Origin of the sequence: Vibrio sp. ES.051, assembly GCF_002563795.1 — a bacterium.
In the GTDB taxonomy this organism is placed as follows: Bacteria; Pseudomonadota; Gammaproteobacteria; order Enterobacterales; family Vibrionaceae; genus Vibrio.
The window spans coordinates 791,724-807,136 of record NZ_PDJL01000004.1 but is presented as its reverse complement, the minus strand read 5'-3'; the positions used below and the strand labels follow the sequence as shown (position 1 = coordinate 807,136).

Sequence of the window (15,413 nt, the reverse complement as noted above, 5' to 3'; positions counted from 1 at the left end):
CAATAAGCTAGGTTTTACTATGAGAGTGTTGTGTCCAGAGTGTGGTTGTAAAAGCCGTATCCAAAAATCTAATCGAGTATCCAACAGCTATTCAGATTTATATTGTAGCTGCAGTGATCCAGAGTGCGGGCATAGTTTTGTCATGAACCTGTCTTATAGCCATACTTTGAGTCCATCAGCAAAAACAACGAGTCAAATGGCTTTAGAGCTGTGTAAGGCGTTGCCGCCAGAGGCAAGGCAACAGCTCAAACACCAACTATCTATGCTGTAAATTATTTCGACATAAAAGTAGTACTCTCTGTTTCACAAGCCATCTCGATAATACTCAAGATGGCTTTTTGTTTTTCAGAGTCCAACTGCCCTTTTGCATCCGCCAGTATTAAGCCAGCGATATATGCACCTGCCGCTCGAGTTCTCTCTGTCGCCTCACTATTTGCTACACCATCAATGATGATCTCTAAAGCAGACAACATGATATCGTTTGGATTTTTATTCGACATATCAACACCCTTACCAATTACCATGGAAATATACTGTATATTCATACAGTTTTCCACAGTGGTTTTTTGACATGACGTACTCATCAAAGGTTTTCTTCGTTTCTGTAATGCTTTAGCACACCTAACTCAATATTGGTTGAAGCCGTCCCTCTAGATAATCTGCCGTGACACTATGCCAGTAACAATACTCTCTTTCATCAATGTCAAAGTACGGCACTGGATCATTTAGTAATGAATTCCAATATGACTGATTCTCTTTAAATCGATGATATTCAGTTTGATAAGAGTAGTTAGCACTCTGCTTTATGTCGCTCAAATCCACATCTCTACAATTCAATGACCATCCTCTCGCACCTGCAGCCCAGACCATAAACTTATCGACCTTATTCTTGGCGTGTTCGCCCTCGAATGTAATGCAGAAACGATTACTCGTGTTTACGTGCACTCCCCTGTCACGTAAGTTCTGGTTCAACTTTTCGGCCTGCTTTTCTAATCGAATGATTCGTTGATAAAGCTTCTTCTGATATTCCTCTGGTTTCTGTTGCTTTTTAGCAATAGCTTTAGCCTTGATGGTTTGCTCTTTGGCATTTCGTAGCTTTCTGATTTGCCGTTTAATTGGCTTTTTCCATTGTTCAAGTTTGTAGCCCAACTCTTTAATAATTGCTGTCATATTGCCAGCTTCAAACGAAGCAAGAGTTTCCCAGACAGGAGCTCTTGAGCATTTCGCAATATTGTATCTATTTCCCTTGATAAGCCCTTGGTCAGCATTTTCACCTTTCGCCGCATAGCCGACCGCTTTGATAATGTAAGAACCAGCAGCTTTTGGCTTTTTTATTCGCTCTAATTTCGCAAACCCGTGCCCCCATATTTTTTCAAGTCGCTTAGCCCAAGGGCTAAAGAGGTGTTCTGGTACTGTCCAACGTAGCAATATATGGACATGTGGATTAGGCTCGCCATCTTCATTAGCTGGACACTCAGCTACCCATATGTAATGAAAGTCTGCAGGTTGATTCGTTGGGCCAACATCACTTGGTTTGACGTGCTTAGCAACCTTTTCATGAATTAAATCGCAGTATTTCTGCCCACTTTCTTTATCAACTTGGATTGTGTGGTCAGCAGCCCAGCCGCGCTGGTACATCTTCTTCGCACCATCAAGAAAACGAGAAACCTCCTTCCCTATCGTCGCTTCCAAGGTCTTTTCCATGGAAAATTCTTGCTTTGGTTTCTGCTTAAGATCGCAATACGGTCCAGCGATTATACTGCCCTGATTCATCGCTTTAATTCGTCTACTATCTTTGGTTGGAAACAGCCAGTATTCTCCACCAATATCAGTGATTGGTTGGTCTACTTTCTTTTCGCCACGCTTGGGGTGTACTGTCACCATGTTGCGCTTGTAGATTATTGGGTGATGCGACCCCATGCTGACACATTCACTCCCATCCAACATTCCACCGAATATAGCCATCCGCTGTGCCTTGGTGAAAGTCAGCGTCAGAAAAGTTGAGAAACCACCGTGGCAAGCTGCAGTGTAAGCCCCTGCCTCAAAGATTTTAGAAACAGAACGAGACGTCAGCTTTTCCGAGAACCTCTCACCACTGTTTTCCGCTGGCGCAGCACTGGACGGCGTTTCGGTTACCGCCTGAAACTTATAAGTTTCATTCCAAGACCGGTGCATTAGCTGCATCGAGATCGGAATCTTATTTGGCTCGCCTTTTGCTCGCTTGCCATTCTGATTGAGAATGGCAGGTTTGGAGCGCTCGTTCGTTTCATACAAAGCATCATGGCTGAAGTTAGCGTCGGCATTGCTGATGATACTTTTAGGGCGTAGAGACTTTCTCAAGCTCATTAATTGCTTAATTTGCTTGTCTTTTCTGTGGCGAAATTTCTCTGTCGGACTTTTGCGCCCTTTGACTAGCCTATACTCTTCGGCGATTCTCGCCGCCGCTTCGCGGTCGTGTTTCGAGTGATGATTTACGGCTTTATAGAAATTAGTTCGCTCTTGAAGTACTCGCTCTCGCTTAGATTTTCGATTAGGAACGCGGTCATAAATTGGAATTTTTTTGACTATGCCACTATCCAATAGTGCTTGTTCACGATCTGAGTAAATTTTGGAATCTAAAAAACCAGCATTATAGCTGGCGTCATTTCTTTTGATTCGATCAAGGGGCATCACTGCCCCTGCTATGTATAGGAGATCACTGGAATTAATTTTACCAATTATTCCCTGCTCTTGTTTCAATTTCATCTAATTCCCATACCCCGTCATCTGCCTGGGATACCTCGCTTATGTACATATAGTTCTGAGAGATTTCAACAAACTCGTATTCGTTTAAGGCAAGCAGACCCAACATAAAGATTCGTTGAATATATTCATCTTTAATACCCACTGCGACAGCACAATTTGGGTTCATTTCTTTCAAAACTAAAAACGTATCTTCTTGGGTTGGTTCAAGCTCATACTCTTCAATATCAAACTTTATTGTTAAGCCGCTTTCTTCGCACACGCTCAGTAATTTGGTCTGCAATTCGGTAAAGCCTTGCTTTTCGTTCATCAAGTTGGATCCTTTGTTCAGGTGTAAGTTTTCTTCTACCTGTTATATTACGTCCTTTTACAAGTCTTTCATCAACATGCGTAACATTTCTCATACCGCCTCCAATTCCTGAGTCGTTACTAACATAAAACCACCTTTACCTTTGCCTTTACTGATCACACCTTTGTGTAGATGAGTGCAACTTAAGTCTTGGCAAGCTTGTTCAATAGCCACTTCTAATGATTCAAAATCACCAACCAAAATATTAGCTACTTCTTGAGTGTCTTCATGGCGGATAACACCACCAACAGGGCATAGCATTATTGCTGCGTATTGCATGACTCACACTCCTGTTCCTGTAAGTAAGCATTAGCTTCTTTAATAAAGTAACGCCCACCTTCAACGGTTAGCTCCGCATCAGTAGTCGTGAATCCTGCAGAGCCTGCAATCTCGTAGCCTGCTTCGATGCAGTCACAACACTCCTCCAAACGATCTTTCAACATTTCAATTAGCTGATTAATTTCAATTGAATTGGGAGTCATGCCGCTACCTCCGCTTCTTTTTCATCACGGAGTTCTACAACTTTTTCGATAATCTTGTCTTCAACTGCTAACAAATCTTCTAATGCTTTTTCGTTATCAAGCAGCACTAAGTTGTGGGCGTGATGAGTCGTGTTGTCAGAGAAAATAACAATATTCATCAACTTCATTTTTGAGGAGAACTCAATTCGAATACTTAAAACATCTGCGCTCTCTATCGCTAAGGCATACAAACTATTTATGGTGGATAATATGGCGCGCTTAACAGCGACTTTGGCGACGGTGTCGTTCATCTTCTATGCTCCTACGCTAAGATAAAAAAGCCCCTTGCTTACAGGTGTAAGGGCTGGCTAGGTTTAATGGGTATTACTGAACTGGTAATGCTTGAGGCGACGAACGTCACCGATAGTGCGATCAAACAACGTCGAAATTTCTTTAATTTGTTGCATGCCGATGCGGATTTTATGTAATTCCAAATCGTCGAAGCAGTCGAACTCGCGCACATGCTCTGAGGCCTTTAGACCACCGGCAACCAAAACCATGCCACGAAAGCGTGGCGGCATACCGTTCCACAACTCTTTTAACTTGCCGCGTGTAGCGGAACCATTGAACAACGCTTTGCAAGCAGTAATGCTCTCTTGTGCAGATGGCATTGGCTTGGCGATTGGTCTCGGTTCAATATTTTTAGCTAACTGACTCATTAATTCTCCTTAGGCTAATCCCGGAAGTGGCGCACCGTTGGCGAGGAAATCTGTGCCCATTTGCATGAGGGGTTGAAAGCCAGTGGTGCGGTTTTCTAAATCGTTGACGAACAAAACCAAGTTGCCGATGGCTGCTTGAACCTTGGCAATAGTTTTGCGTTTTTGACTGCGGGGTAAACGGTCTGCGCTACACATGTGCATTGCATCGCTAGACAGCTCACCTGAATATTGACTGTTGAGTAACGTGCGTTCTAAAAGGTTCTTCTCTTCCCCGTCTTGAGGTAACTGAACCGTCACGACACCTAGGTCAGCAAAGAGTGTGTTCACAATGGTGTAATCGCCGGATTCTTTGCTCAGCAATGCCAAATCCACAGGGTCCAGTTTGTGCGGCTGTTCTGGGTTTAGCTTGTTACGCAGCATTCTCCCTGTCAGGCCAATACGTGGAGCCAGCTTTTCCATATTGTGATTGATGGCGAAGTCGCAGCATGCAGCGTTAAAAGATTGCTGTTTGCGTTCGCGGAATCCGCACATGGCGATGTTTGCGTCCATGATCCACACTCTTACATGAAAGGTGGTACGAGAATGACAACCAACGCAAACACATTTAGCCACTTTGGGCAGTGTGATCTGGTTGGAACAAGAGAGGAAAAGCTCATGGCTTACCCTAGAGCAGCAATGGCTTCACGTGCCGCCAATTCATGCATGGCAACCATGTTAATCAACGGCTTATCACGGCGTTTGTCTTTTGGCTTAATGATCACGCGACCTTCCGTCACGTACTGTTTGATGGTGCCCATCGGCAAACCAGTAAGGCGGGAGTATTCTTCGTAAGTCACATATGGACTTAGTGGAGGTATCTTGTACGTTAACATGGTGATATCCTTGCTTTTATGTCTATCTTCTTCGGTTGTCTTTAGCTTTGCTCGGCATGGCAATCAAACTTCGAGTACAATATTGATCAAATTATATGGATAGTCAACAAAAGATATCAATTTTCGAGTACATAAAGGGTGAGGATTTTACTCAAACTTTAAAAGATGCTCTAGGGGTGTCGACATTTGCAGAGTTAGCGGACGTAACTAATGTAAGTCGACAAACGATTAGTACATGGAATGCACACAATAGGAACTCTCACGAGCTGGTTGTGCGTATTCATTTGAGGACAGGCATCCCTGTTCACGAACTAATTCTGCCAAAAGGTTACCCTTTGACTGACTTGCACCACTCTTTTTGGGGTAATCAAAAGGCATCTGAATCAGGCGTCACTTCATCTAGTCCAGAGTTACAGAACCCTCAGTTAGCTGTTGTATCTATTAAGAGCTTCTGCCTCACAAACGGACAGCTTGTGCCAACTGGAGAAATTCCATACGCACAACGCATGTTTAACTCTTGGGATTTAGAAGCCAGCAACACCATTGAGATCGAAACGAACGAAGGCCGCTTTCTAGTCGATAAAAACCAGAACGATGCAGTGAGTGGCGAGTATTTGATTGATATGAATGGGCGTCTGTCCATCAACCACATTCAACGATTACCAAACAAACTAGCAGTCGTGTTTGGCAACGCGACGGTTGAAGTATCAGAAGAAGATATAAAAGTAATTGGCCGCGTGGCGGTATCGTTGGAGAAGAAGTAGGTGGAGAAGAACTCCAATAACTCCCAGTGGTCAGATGAAGAAATGAAAGACTCTGTCAGTGAGTACTTGCAGATGCTTACTAATGAACGGGCTGGCATTAAGTTCAACAAAGCACAAATCTACAGAGACCTCAGCCAAAAATACAATAGAGGTGCAAAAGCATATGAGTTTCGAATGCAAAACATCTCTTATGTTTTCGAACTTCTAGGTCGCACTTGGGTTACTGGCTTAAAACCTAAGCGTAATATCACCGCTCAGCAAGTTAAGCTTATTGAACAACTTATCGCGGACATAGAGAACAAACCCTTTGAGGGCAAAGCAGTCTTTGAAGCTGAAGTGCGTGATACTAGTGAAAGCAAAAGCATGGAAAAGCCGGAAGGAAATGCCAAGCCTTCTACGTCGATAACCCAAACCGCTACATATGCAAGAGATGCAAAAGTTAAAGCCTGGGTTCTTAGACGTGCAAATGGTATCTGTGAATGCTGTAACAAACCAGCCCCTTTTGAAACGGATGAAGGTAAGCCGTTCTTAGAAGTTCACCACTTAATTCGGCTGGTAGATAACGGAGAGGACAAACCAGAAAACTGTGCTGGCGTTTGTCCAAACTGCCACAGAAAGCTACATAGCGGCAAAGGCCGTGAAGACCTCACTAATGATTTGCTATCGAAGATTGAAGCAAAAGAAAGCGGCTTATAGCCGCTTTCTTTATCTTTTATAGTCTAGTCCAATACGCGACACATGCTCACCTGCCGTTTTAGAGTGATGTAGCGCATATTCATACCTTAACTGACCAACTACCGAGTAATTACAAACTCTAATTTGTGGAGGCGTTAATGCCAAATTTAAGTTATAACTCGTCAGAATAAAACCTTCCCCCCACTTCCCTTCATCTGCAAACGCTAAACTCATTAAGTTTGGGTTTGCGTTTTTGTAAAGGTGAGATACCGTCGAATAAACTTCCACTTTTTCATTAATAGGGATAAAAACAAGCTGCTTTGTATTTACAAACTCCTTACAGCGTTCAAACAGTTCTTCTTGCTCAATCACTCCTTCGTCTGAATCCTGACGCAAAGCACTAGAAATTGGATACAACTGCTGAACAACAACTTCGATACTATGTAGCCCTTCCTTACGTCCAGGAACCAAGTCACAAGCAGGTGTAACAACTAAGCAGAGGCCATCTGTCTGATTATTTTTAAGAATATGCCCGGTAGTTAAGCTCTTTCCTTCTACTGGTAGAGAGTTGTTGAAGGCATTTGAAAACTTAAATATCTCAAAATCACTCGTTAGTATGTCTTGCGATGTATATCGCTTCTCTACTTCATCGATAGGTGCCTCATTAGCAACTAGTGCTTGCACTACTCTTACCAAATAATTGCTAAGATCATCCTTGTAGTACCATGACATTTCTTCCAAATGGTGTTGTGTCGTATACCAAGCTTGTTGCTCTAAGTCTTGCTCGTCGCTGTTAAGAAGTTCACGTAACCAACCAGCATGCGTGTGTTGCTTGCTTAAGACACTGCTAGCTATCGTAAAACCGTGCTCATCCAATTTATGTCGAATTTTGGCTAGAAGAAGCCTATGTGGGTGGGGGCCCCAATGCTCTATCGCGCTTAGCAATCTCTCTGGTAACTCAGGTGTGGGAACTGTTTTCCCCACAACACAAACGAATAGGTTTCCAGCCTTTACCCACATGTATTCGTCGCTATCACTCCACCTAAGATCACTAAAATCACTGATTCCAAAAGATTTTTTAATCTTTTCTCCCTTTTTTCGCAAAACGTACCACTGTAAAAATTTAAGCTCCAATTCATCCAAATCATCATCTTCACCAAGCGGACGATTATCATAAAGTGCTTTAAGCTCTGCTAGTTCTTTTCTTGAAGAATTAATTCTAGCGGGAGGTTCCCCAAGGGAATGCAAATTGAGGTAATCTAAGTCCGTAATACTATCAACCAACATGTCGATAATACCGTTTTGTTCTTCCTCCCAACTATCTATCGCTTCTTCGATATTCTTTCCTCTCATTAAACCTTCTGGCATTATCAGAAAGAGTTTCTTATCTTGAAGATGGAAAACAATATCTTTAAATACAGCGCGGTATCCCTGATCTGAGCCAACATCGGTATATCCTTTTGTATGAACTACGACCAAGTTAAAATGTTCTTTTTCTGCTAAAGATGAAAGTACGCTGAGTGCCTTTTCACCTCGACCATCATCTCCATTCCCTTCTAAGTGATAGTCTAAGATTAACAGGTCACTATGGTGTAGATTATCTACGTCTCCAGTGCCATTGAACTGACCGTCATGTACATCAAGCATCCAGTTATTATCTGGCTCTTTACACATCCCAATCACTTCTTGAAGTCGCTCTTTATCCTCCCCCTTGGAACCATCCTCTCCAGCAATCAATTTAGATAAGGTTGGGTACTCATCATCAACGACCATAACACTGCGAATTGGGTCAATATAAGCTTCTTTTATAAGATCCGTCATGCTCATTTTAGAAGCCCTCCAATTTTGATACCGAAGTTTGCTCCCGATAAACATTTTTCATCAGAGTTGGTAATGTAACGAATTGTATGACCCGATAACGCCAAATTAGATTTGCACAGATAAAGACCAACACCACGACCACCACGCTGCTTTTTGGTAAAGAACAGCGTAAACAAGCTTTCTAAGTCAACTAGATCGACACCAGGCCCATTGTCAGCAACAATGACTTCGCCATCTTTATAGTCCAACAAAATTTCTTTAGGATCTTCATCCTTAATGTTTAACCAATAGCGTGAGTTATTAATCAGATTAATAAATACTGGATACAATCTAGCAGGTGAGTCATACACACTAAACTCGTTAAAGCTGTCTGTAGAAATAAGGGAGATATTGCGTCGTTCTAGTGATTCACCATAAAACTTTTTGACATAATCAACTACTTTTAGGCCTGTTATATCAGTTTTGGTATTATCTCCAGATAGCTTTAATGGTGATAAAAAGCGCCACTTATCACTCAAACTCTCATGTGCAAAACTAACTGAGTCAACCAAGCCCTGCTGAGAATTTGTTAATTCTGTTTTACGTAAGTCGTTCAAACCTCTGGCCATAGTGAGATCAAGTCCTTCAATCTCATGGCCAATGATTTCAACAGTAATACCAAGCTGCGCCAAACCGTTTAACCTTGCTGCTTCTTGTTGCCACTTATTTGACTCTCGCAAACTTGCAATGGCTAACCCTTCCAAGTCAATCGCATTTCGTATACTACTCAAAGCTGATATGTATGGTTTTAGGGCTTGAGCATTTGCAATTTCTTGCTTTTGGTATTCTGCGTCTATCTTTTTCATCGCGTCTGCAGGAGTTATCGCGCCAAGGTCTAAATCTTGTAATAGTTCAGTTAACGATGCGTCGTATGCCTTATTACAACTATCTACCAGCTGCTCAAACCGCTCTAGCTCAGTCCTTAACAGCTCACGCCCTTCTGCTGCCATTTTTTTAACTTTCGCAGTAATGTAGCCTCGGTTTGTATTGAACTGTGAGCGTGCGACATCGGTATCACTCTTAGTTGTATATTTTTCAATAGCTGAGTCTGCAGATGTGGTCAATCGTTTAACAATTTCCCTTGCTTGTAACTCGAGTGAACGATAGCCGTCATAGGTCTCTTTAACTGTCCCTAGACTTGGAGGTACAGGACTTAAAGAGTAACCCTTTAAGTTTTCGTTGTAGCGGTTGGAAAGGTTTTTCAGTTCTCTGGCTTGCTGTAAATTAGTGATGTCGTCGCCATGAACTAAATCGGCTTGAACTTCTTCAAGTTCTTCGAGAAAAGCTACTAAATTCGGCTTATTTTCCTTAATAAGCTTTTTAACACGGTTACGCTCGTTTTTAAGTAATTTTTTTCTATCCGCTTTAGCCTTCTCTTCAGCTCGCTCAGTAGCAATATCTGCTTGTACTTCCTGCCTTATTTTTGAGGTACGTCCAAAGAACCTCTCAGCCGTGCTGATTAGAATATTAATGACAATTTCTCGGAATAACATCGCTGCACGATTGTCCATTAAACCTTCTCGTCCAGCCTTATCTTTCAAATTTGGATTTCCAAGCCTAGATATACTGGCACGACCGAATGTTTTTCTTGAAGACCAGAAGTAGTAACCCGCATTTTTTGTACGGCGGCTTTCAATTTCAAAAAAGTCACTATCATCACGACCATATGGCATCACACGAAGACCGTCACGGTAAATTCTTAACCCACCATACAAATCAGATTTTGAGTCTATATGCTCCCACAGCTCCGCTGGCATCGTAGAGTTCTGCTTTCGGCCTTCATAGCCACCAATCCTTAGATCAAAAGCACCGAACCTCGAATCTACGCGAGTTTTGTAATTTCGTTTTGGTTTGATTTCTATGTCTTCAAACACCTGGCCAAAAACCTTAACTGTCCCTTTGAAATAGCCATTTTCGTCAACGTGGCCATCAACTAAGTGTTCCATCTTCTCCAAGTCGCTGATATCGAACTCTCGGTCTCCTCCCACCAATACCCGTTGTAGCTGTCCGTTCCACGCAAAGACACTACATGAAAATGGATCGTCTTTACTTTTTTCAGTGTCATTAACAAAAGGATCTGTAAAATTAGACAGTGTCTCAAGCAACTTAAGCTTTGCACGACCAGTTGCATCATTGACTTCAGTTATAGGGTCAAGGATCAGTTGATCTTCGAGTTCATCAGGAATACCAACCATGAACATGGCGGTCCCTGTCGGGGATGTCCCTTTAGCCACCTGCCACGTATTAATAACTCTTTCTGTAAAAACGTGGGATTGAGACTGTGCGATAATTTGATCCCTGGTGGATAAAAATTCATCAGTTACATGATTTTGTTTAAGATACTCTTTTCTCTCAAGCTCCGTAAACATTTCCCAAGCATCCCTAAGCCTGATTGCTGTTGCGGATTGATCTTCTTCTGGAGGTGTTACGTTTTTCAGTAGGTTTTCGTAAAGAGTTGGAAGTTCAGAATACAGTTCTTCTAAACTTTCTATTTCAACTGCTGGAATAGTAATGTCATGTAGCATGACATATGGATTTTCAAAAATACGCCAGTCAACAAGACTCGCGATATACGGATGATGTTCTTTCTTACTAATTATGAGCAATAGATGCCCCAAAGCTGCGCAAGATAAACGCCCTATACCTTTCTGGCCTTGCTTTTGTCTATTGTATTTCCGCTTTGGCTTATCTTCACCACCTTCAGATTCAATTTTAGATTCTGTGCCGACAGTGAGCCATTTTTCCTCAAAATCAGCCGTACTCATACCAAAGCCATTATCTACAATAGCTGCTACTGAGTGCTCACCATCGAGTATGTGTAACGCGACTTCATCTGCATCTGCATCGTAAGCATTTTTCCAAAGCTCAGAAATGGCGGTTGGGCAATCGGCGATTTGCTCTCGTCCGAGGTGGTCTATCGTTCTCGCTCTCGTTTTAAAAGAAGACGTGATTAGAGGCATAAATTGATTCCAGCTACGTATAAGCCTGTTGTTTAACTTAGCTTACTGAAAATAAAAAAAAAGTGCCTAACATTGTAGGCACTTTATTTAATTCAATCTACTGCATATATCACTTATCAGTACTTTACCGAGTAATGGTGGTACTGCATTGCCAATTTGCCGAGCTTTTTCGGTTGAGCTCCCATAAAAGTTAAAACTGTCAGGGAACGACTGTAACCTCGCCGCATGCCGTAATGTTATCCCATGATTTAACCACGGGTGAACAAATCGGCCTTTTGACGGGTTATTACAACCCGTTGTTATGGTATTGCTCGGTACATGGATTAGGACTCGACCATAAACATCTTTGTGACCTGCGTACTCACCTGAATGACACTTTAGCCGGTGTTTCTCTCCAGCGTCTACGCGACTACCATTAAGCGGAGTATCTGAAAAACGTTCTGCCATCATATCAGTAGGCTGCATATGAACATTACATGGATCACTTTTCCTAAGTTTTCTGCCAGACTTAAGAGAACGCAAAAGCTTTATAGTTTCTTCATATGTCAACTTAGTCTTTGGCTTAAAGTACTCTTCCCAATACTGGTCATATAGTTCTTTGGGGATTTTTTCAAAGACTGTAGATGCGGTTGTCCAGTGCGGAAGTTTCCCACTTGTAGGAGAGAAATGAGTTGGCTCTGGAGGGAATACATGGTCGCTGTCTGTATCTAAATCTTGACGCAATCCATAGATAAAGACACGCTTTCTGTTCTGCGGTACGCCATAATCCTTGGCGTTCACAATGCCACAGAACTTGATGGTGTAACCTGCATCTTCAGCTAGAGAGATAAACTTATCTAAAAAGTCTTTATGACGTTCCCATAACAGGCCTGCGACATTCTCGACTAAGAAAGCTTTTGGATTGAATTCGTTAACAAACTCAAAATATCTAAGCAGCAGAGTATTACGTGGGTCGTTAACACCTGCATCTTTAATACGATGTGTAGAGAAGCCTTGGCATGGAGGGCCACCCAATATCAAATCCAGTTCACCCTTCTTTAGATTTAAGCTCTCTCGTAGCTCTAATGGGTCAACTTTATTGATATCGCCGAAGTCTTTGCCGGCACGCAAATCGATGTTGTGATGACCAGCTTTGATAAAGTTTTCTTTATAGGTATTAGCGGCCGCTTCATCAAACTCGATAGCTGCGAGAACATTCACCTCAGCCTTAATCGCTGAAAGAGTAAATCCGCCGGCACCGGCGAACAAATCGATCGCTTTTGTTGTCATCAAATATACCTAAAAATAGTTGCTGGCACATTCTACAGACTTACTCGCAAATTACCATTGTTGGGCAGCCTGATAGATTACAAATCAAACCAATCTTCGAGATTCATTTCACGAATGAAGATTGCTGTTCATTCCACATCGGTTAAACTGTATTTATATACAGTTTAAATACTATTTACTATGGCAACCCGCAACTTAAAAGATGGAAGCAAGAAACCTTGGCTATGTGAGTGCTACCCGCAAGGCCGCTCTGGTAAACGTGTTCGCAAACGCTTCGCTACGAAAGGTGAAGCTACCGCTTTCGAAATACATTTAATGAGAGAAGTGGACGATAAACCATGGTTAGGCAGTAAGCCCGATCACCGTCGATTGTCTAACTTGGTGGAACTTTGGTACAAACTCCACGGTAAGAATCTAAAATCTGGCGAACATACCCTTCTGCGCCTAGAAAATATGGTTGAAGACTTAGGCGACCCAATTGCAACCCAACTCAATTCCAAACATCTTGCGTCTTACCGAGCAACCCGCATGAGCAGAGGACGAGGCCAACAGCACAAAGAGCTATCAATCTCATCCAATAATGTAGACTTTGGGTTGCTGAAAGCGATGTTCAATAAGCTGATAAAGCTTGGTGAGTGGAAACTGCCTAATCCGGTTGATGGTATTGAGGCAATCAAAAAGCCGGAATCCGAGCTTGCGTTCCTGACCGAACAGGAAATTCGTCACTTGTTTGAGGTTGCTCAACAAAGCCCGATTGGTGATGAACTGACGAAGATATACAAAGTTTGCCTCGCAACTGGTGCACGTATCAGGGAAGCGATTTACCTGAAAGGCTATAACCTGACGAAATACCGCATCACCTACAACAATACCAAAGGCAAACGGAACAGAACGGTACCTATTTCTGAAGAGTTGTATAACCAAATCTATAAGCCAACCAATGACCGGCTTTTTACATGCGGTTACGGCGTAGCATACAAGTGGTTGACCAAAGCCCTTCCCCATTTACCCGAAGGCCAAGCCACTCACGTTTTACGTCATACGTTCGCGAGCTACTTTATGACTAATGGCGGCAACATTCTTGTATTGAAAGAAATCCTCGGACATCAGCATATCGATCACACGATGATTTACGCTCATTTTTCGCCAAACCACCTGAGTGATGCTGTACGCTTTAATCCACTTACAAATCTCAATATCTAGCCGCCAATAGTGGCGGCAAAGTGGCGGCACAAGTCAGCTTTTGTCGTTATTTATACGCCATCACCGGATTGAAGTGATTGCATAAGTCTTTATATAACAAGGAATAGCAAGGGATGGAGGGGTTCCTAAGGATTGTGAGACATAATAAAGCTTTATGTTCATTTCCACTAACCTAAAAAAGAAAAAGGAGCCAATGTGGCTCCTTCGTATTCTAACGCCAAGTGTGAGTATTTACGAATTACTCAGCTTGACCTTCAGCGCGTGCTGCAGCTTCTTTAACTAGAGGCTGAAGCTCACCTTTCTGGAACATTTCTAGAATGATGTCACAGCCACCAATCAGCTCACCTTCAATCCATAATTGAGGGAACGTTGGCCATTGTGCGTACTTTGGCAACTCAGCACGGATATCTGGGTTTTGTAAAATATCTACGTAAGCGAACTTCTCACCACATGTCACTAAAGCTTGTGCAGCTTGAGAAGAGAAACCACAGCTTGGCAGTTTCGGTGATCCTTTCATGTACAACAGGATTGAGTTTTCAGAGATCTGCTGTTTGATTTTGTCGATAGTTTCCATCGCTTCCTCATTCATGGGTTTGAACTTTGTTTATCTGTCACATTCTACTCAATAACCACAGAATAAAAACCATATAATTGATGTGGTTTAATTTTTAATTCGCTAGCTAGATAGTGAACCATTCAACATTGAGCAACCACTAACCTCTTAAAATATTTTCATATCGGGGTTTTAATAAAGTAAAAACTTGCTAAAATAATCAGCAAGTCAGTCGTAATGACGATATACAAATAAAAACACTGGAAGCAATCGAAAGGTTATCCTTTCAAATCAATGGAGAATCGAGTAATGGCATTTGAACTACCAGCACTTCCTTATGCGAAAGACGCACTAGAACCACACATCTCAGCAGAGACTCTAGACTACCACCACGGTAAGCATCACAACACTTACGTTGTTAAGCTAAACGGTCTTATTCCTGGTACTGAATTCGAAGGGAAAACACTAGAAGAGATCATCAAGACCTCTACTGGTGGCGTATTTAACAACGCAGCGCAAATCTGGAACCACACGTTCTACTGGCACTGTCTTGCTCCAAACGCGGGCGGCGAGCCAACTGGCGCCGTTGCTGACGCAATCAACGCAGCATTCGGTTCTTTCGAAGAATTCAAAGCGAAGTTTACTGATTCAGCAATCAACAACTTCGGTTCTTCATGGACTTGGTTAGTTAAGAAAGCGGACGGCTCTCTAGAGATCGTTAACACTTCTAACGCTGCTACTCCTCTAACAGAAGAAGGTACAACTCCACTTCTAACAGTTGACCTATGGGAACACGCGTACTATATCGATTACCGCAACGTACGTCCTGATTACATGAACGGCTTCTGGGCGCTTGTAAACTGGGATTTCGTAGCTGAGAACCTAGCGAAGTAATTCACTTCCCCTAAGTTCAATTTAGTCTTATTCAAAAGCTCGCTTAATTGGCGAGCTTTTTTACTGTCTGCCAATTAATACTACCATTAATT

At 42.4% G+C, this 15,413-nt stretch carries 18 protein-coding genes; 5 read left to right on the top strand and 13 right to left on the bottom strand.

All coding sequences use genetic code 11. The features are described 5' to 3' along the window. The first annotated feature begins 19 nt into the window (after nucleotides 1–19). The gene (locus ATG66_RS10155) at nucleotides 20–271 is read left to right on the top strand and encodes an ogr/Delta-like zinc finger family protein (RefSeq protein WP_098415180.1); all 252 of its coding nucleotides are present in this window, start codon (nucleotides 20–22) and stop codon (nucleotides 269–271) included. Between the two features lies 1 nt (nucleotide 272). Here the strand turns inward: ATG66_RS10155 and ATG66_RS10150 are convergent, their stop codons facing one another. From ATG66_RS10150 to ATG66_RS10110, 9 genes are all read right to left on the bottom strand, one after another. Then, on the bottom strand, nucleotides 273–545 hold the full coding sequence (locus ATG66_RS10150; protein ID WP_098415179.1) for a hypothetical protein: 273 nt from the start codon (nucleotides 543–545) through the stop codon (nucleotides 273–275). A 76-nt stretch (nucleotides 546–621) separates the two neighbouring features. Beyond that, nucleotides 622–2,745: a rolling circle replication-associated protein gene (locus tag ATG66_RS10145; RefSeq protein ID WP_257145732.1), complete on the bottom strand. Its 2,124-nt coding sequence runs from the start codon at nucleotides 2,743–2,745 to the stop codon at nucleotides 622–624. After that, the gene (locus ATG66_RS10140; RefSeq protein ID WP_098415178.1) at nucleotides 2,711–3,052 is read right to left on the bottom strand and encodes a hypothetical protein; all 342 of its coding nucleotides are present in this window, start codon (nucleotides 3,050–3,052) and stop codon (nucleotides 2,711–2,713) included. Before ATG66_RS10140 ends, ATG66_RS10145 begins: the two co-directional genes overlap by 35 nt. 90 nt (nucleotides 3,053–3,142) lie before the next feature. Further along, on the bottom strand, nucleotides 3,143–3,370 hold the full coding sequence (locus ATG66_RS10135) for a hypothetical protein (protein ID WP_098415177.1): 228 nt from the start codon (nucleotides 3,368–3,370) through the stop codon (nucleotides 3,143–3,145). Beyond that, a complete protein-coding gene (locus ATG66_RS10130; RefSeq protein WP_098415176.1) occupies nucleotides 3,352–3,573 on the bottom strand; it encodes a hypothetical protein in 222 nt (73 codons plus the stop codon). Before ATG66_RS10130 ends, ATG66_RS10135 begins: the two co-directional genes overlap by 19 nt. Further along, nucleotides 3,570–3,863, bottom strand: coding sequence for a hypothetical protein (locus tag ATG66_RS10125; protein WP_098415175.1), 294 nt, complete (start codon nucleotides 3,861–3,863; stop codon nucleotides 3,570–3,572). The genes ATG66_RS10130 and ATG66_RS10125 overlap by 4 nt, the downstream gene beginning before the upstream one ends. Nucleotides 3,864–3,926: 63 nt before the next feature. Next, complete coding sequence (locus tag ATG66_RS10120; RefSeq protein ID WP_098415174.1) at nucleotides 3,927–4,271, bottom strand: hypothetical protein; 345 nt, start codon at nucleotides 4,269–4,271, stop codon at nucleotides 3,927–3,929. 9 nt (nucleotides 4,272–4,280) lie between these two features. Continuing rightward, complete coding sequence (locus ATG66_RS10115; RefSeq protein ID WP_069515558.1) at nucleotides 4,281–4,820, bottom strand: phage regulatory CII family protein; 540 nt, start codon at nucleotides 4,818–4,820, stop codon at nucleotides 4,281–4,283. A 110-nt stretch (nucleotides 4,821–4,930) separates the two neighbouring features. Beyond that, nucleotides 4,931–5,143, bottom strand: coding sequence for a hypothetical protein (locus tag ATG66_RS10110; protein WP_098415173.1), 213 nt, complete (start codon nucleotides 5,141–5,143; stop codon nucleotides 4,931–4,933). A gap of 95 nt (nucleotides 5,144–5,238) precedes the next feature. Here ATG66_RS10110 and ATG66_RS10105 point away from each other — a divergent pair, with 95 nt between their 5' ends. After that, nucleotides 5,239–5,907, top strand: a complete 669-nt coding sequence (locus ATG66_RS10105; protein WP_098415172.1) for a phage repressor protein CI — start codon at nucleotides 5,239–5,241, stop codon at nucleotides 5,905–5,907. Continuing rightward, on the top strand, nucleotides 5,908–6,603 hold the full coding sequence (locus ATG66_RS10100; protein ID WP_098415171.1) for an HNH endonuclease: 696 nt from the start codon (nucleotides 5,908–5,910) through the stop codon (nucleotides 6,601–6,603). A gap of 9 nt (nucleotides 6,604–6,612) precedes the next feature. On the opposite strand, the gene ATG66_RS10095 is transcribed toward ATG66_RS10100, so the two are convergent. The 3 genes from ATG66_RS10095 to ATG66_RS10085 all read right to left on the bottom strand — a co-directional run bounded on the left by ATG66_RS10095 (nucleotide 6,613) and on the right by ATG66_RS10085 (nucleotide 12,671). Then, the gene (locus ATG66_RS10095; RefSeq protein WP_098415170.1) at nucleotides 6,613–8,409 is read right to left on the bottom strand and encodes a response regulator receiver domain; all 1,797 of its coding nucleotides are present in this window, start codon (nucleotides 8,407–8,409) and stop codon (nucleotides 6,613–6,615) included. Next, nucleotides 8,406–11,402, bottom strand: a complete 2,997-nt coding sequence (locus ATG66_RS10090; protein ID WP_098415169.1) for an ATP-binding protein — start codon at nucleotides 11,400–11,402, stop codon at nucleotides 8,406–8,408. The genes ATG66_RS10095 and ATG66_RS10090 overlap by 4 nt, the downstream gene beginning before the upstream one ends. An 87-nt stretch (nucleotides 11,403–11,489) precedes the next feature. Beyond that, nucleotides 11,490–12,671, bottom strand: coding sequence for a DNA cytosine methyltransferase (locus ATG66_RS10085; protein WP_098415168.1), 1,182 nt, complete (start codon nucleotides 12,669–12,671; stop codon nucleotides 11,490–11,492). Between the two features lie 180 nt (nucleotides 12,672–12,851). Between ATG66_RS10085 and ATG66_RS10080 the strand changes: the two genes are divergently transcribed. Then, nucleotides 12,852–13,874, top strand: coding sequence for a phage integrase (locus ATG66_RS10080; RefSeq protein WP_098415167.1), 1,023 nt, complete (start codon nucleotides 12,852–12,854; stop codon nucleotides 13,872–13,874). 238 nt (nucleotides 13,875–14,112) lie between these two features. On the opposite strand, the gene ATG66_RS10075 is transcribed toward ATG66_RS10080, so the two are convergent. Continuing rightward, nucleotides 14,113–14,448, bottom strand: a complete 336-nt coding sequence (locus ATG66_RS10075; protein WP_098415166.1) for a Grx4 family monothiol glutaredoxin — start codon at nucleotides 14,446–14,448, stop codon at nucleotides 14,113–14,115. Nucleotides 14,449–14,736: 288 nt separating this feature from the next. On the opposite strand from ATG66_RS10075, the gene sodB reads away from it, so the two are divergent. Continuing rightward, entirely contained in the window at nucleotides 14,737–15,321 is a 585-nt protein-coding gene (gene sodB, locus ATG66_RS10070; RefSeq protein WP_005396533.1) for a superoxide dismutase [Fe], read from the top strand. Nucleotides 15,322–15,413 lie beyond the last annotated feature (92 nt).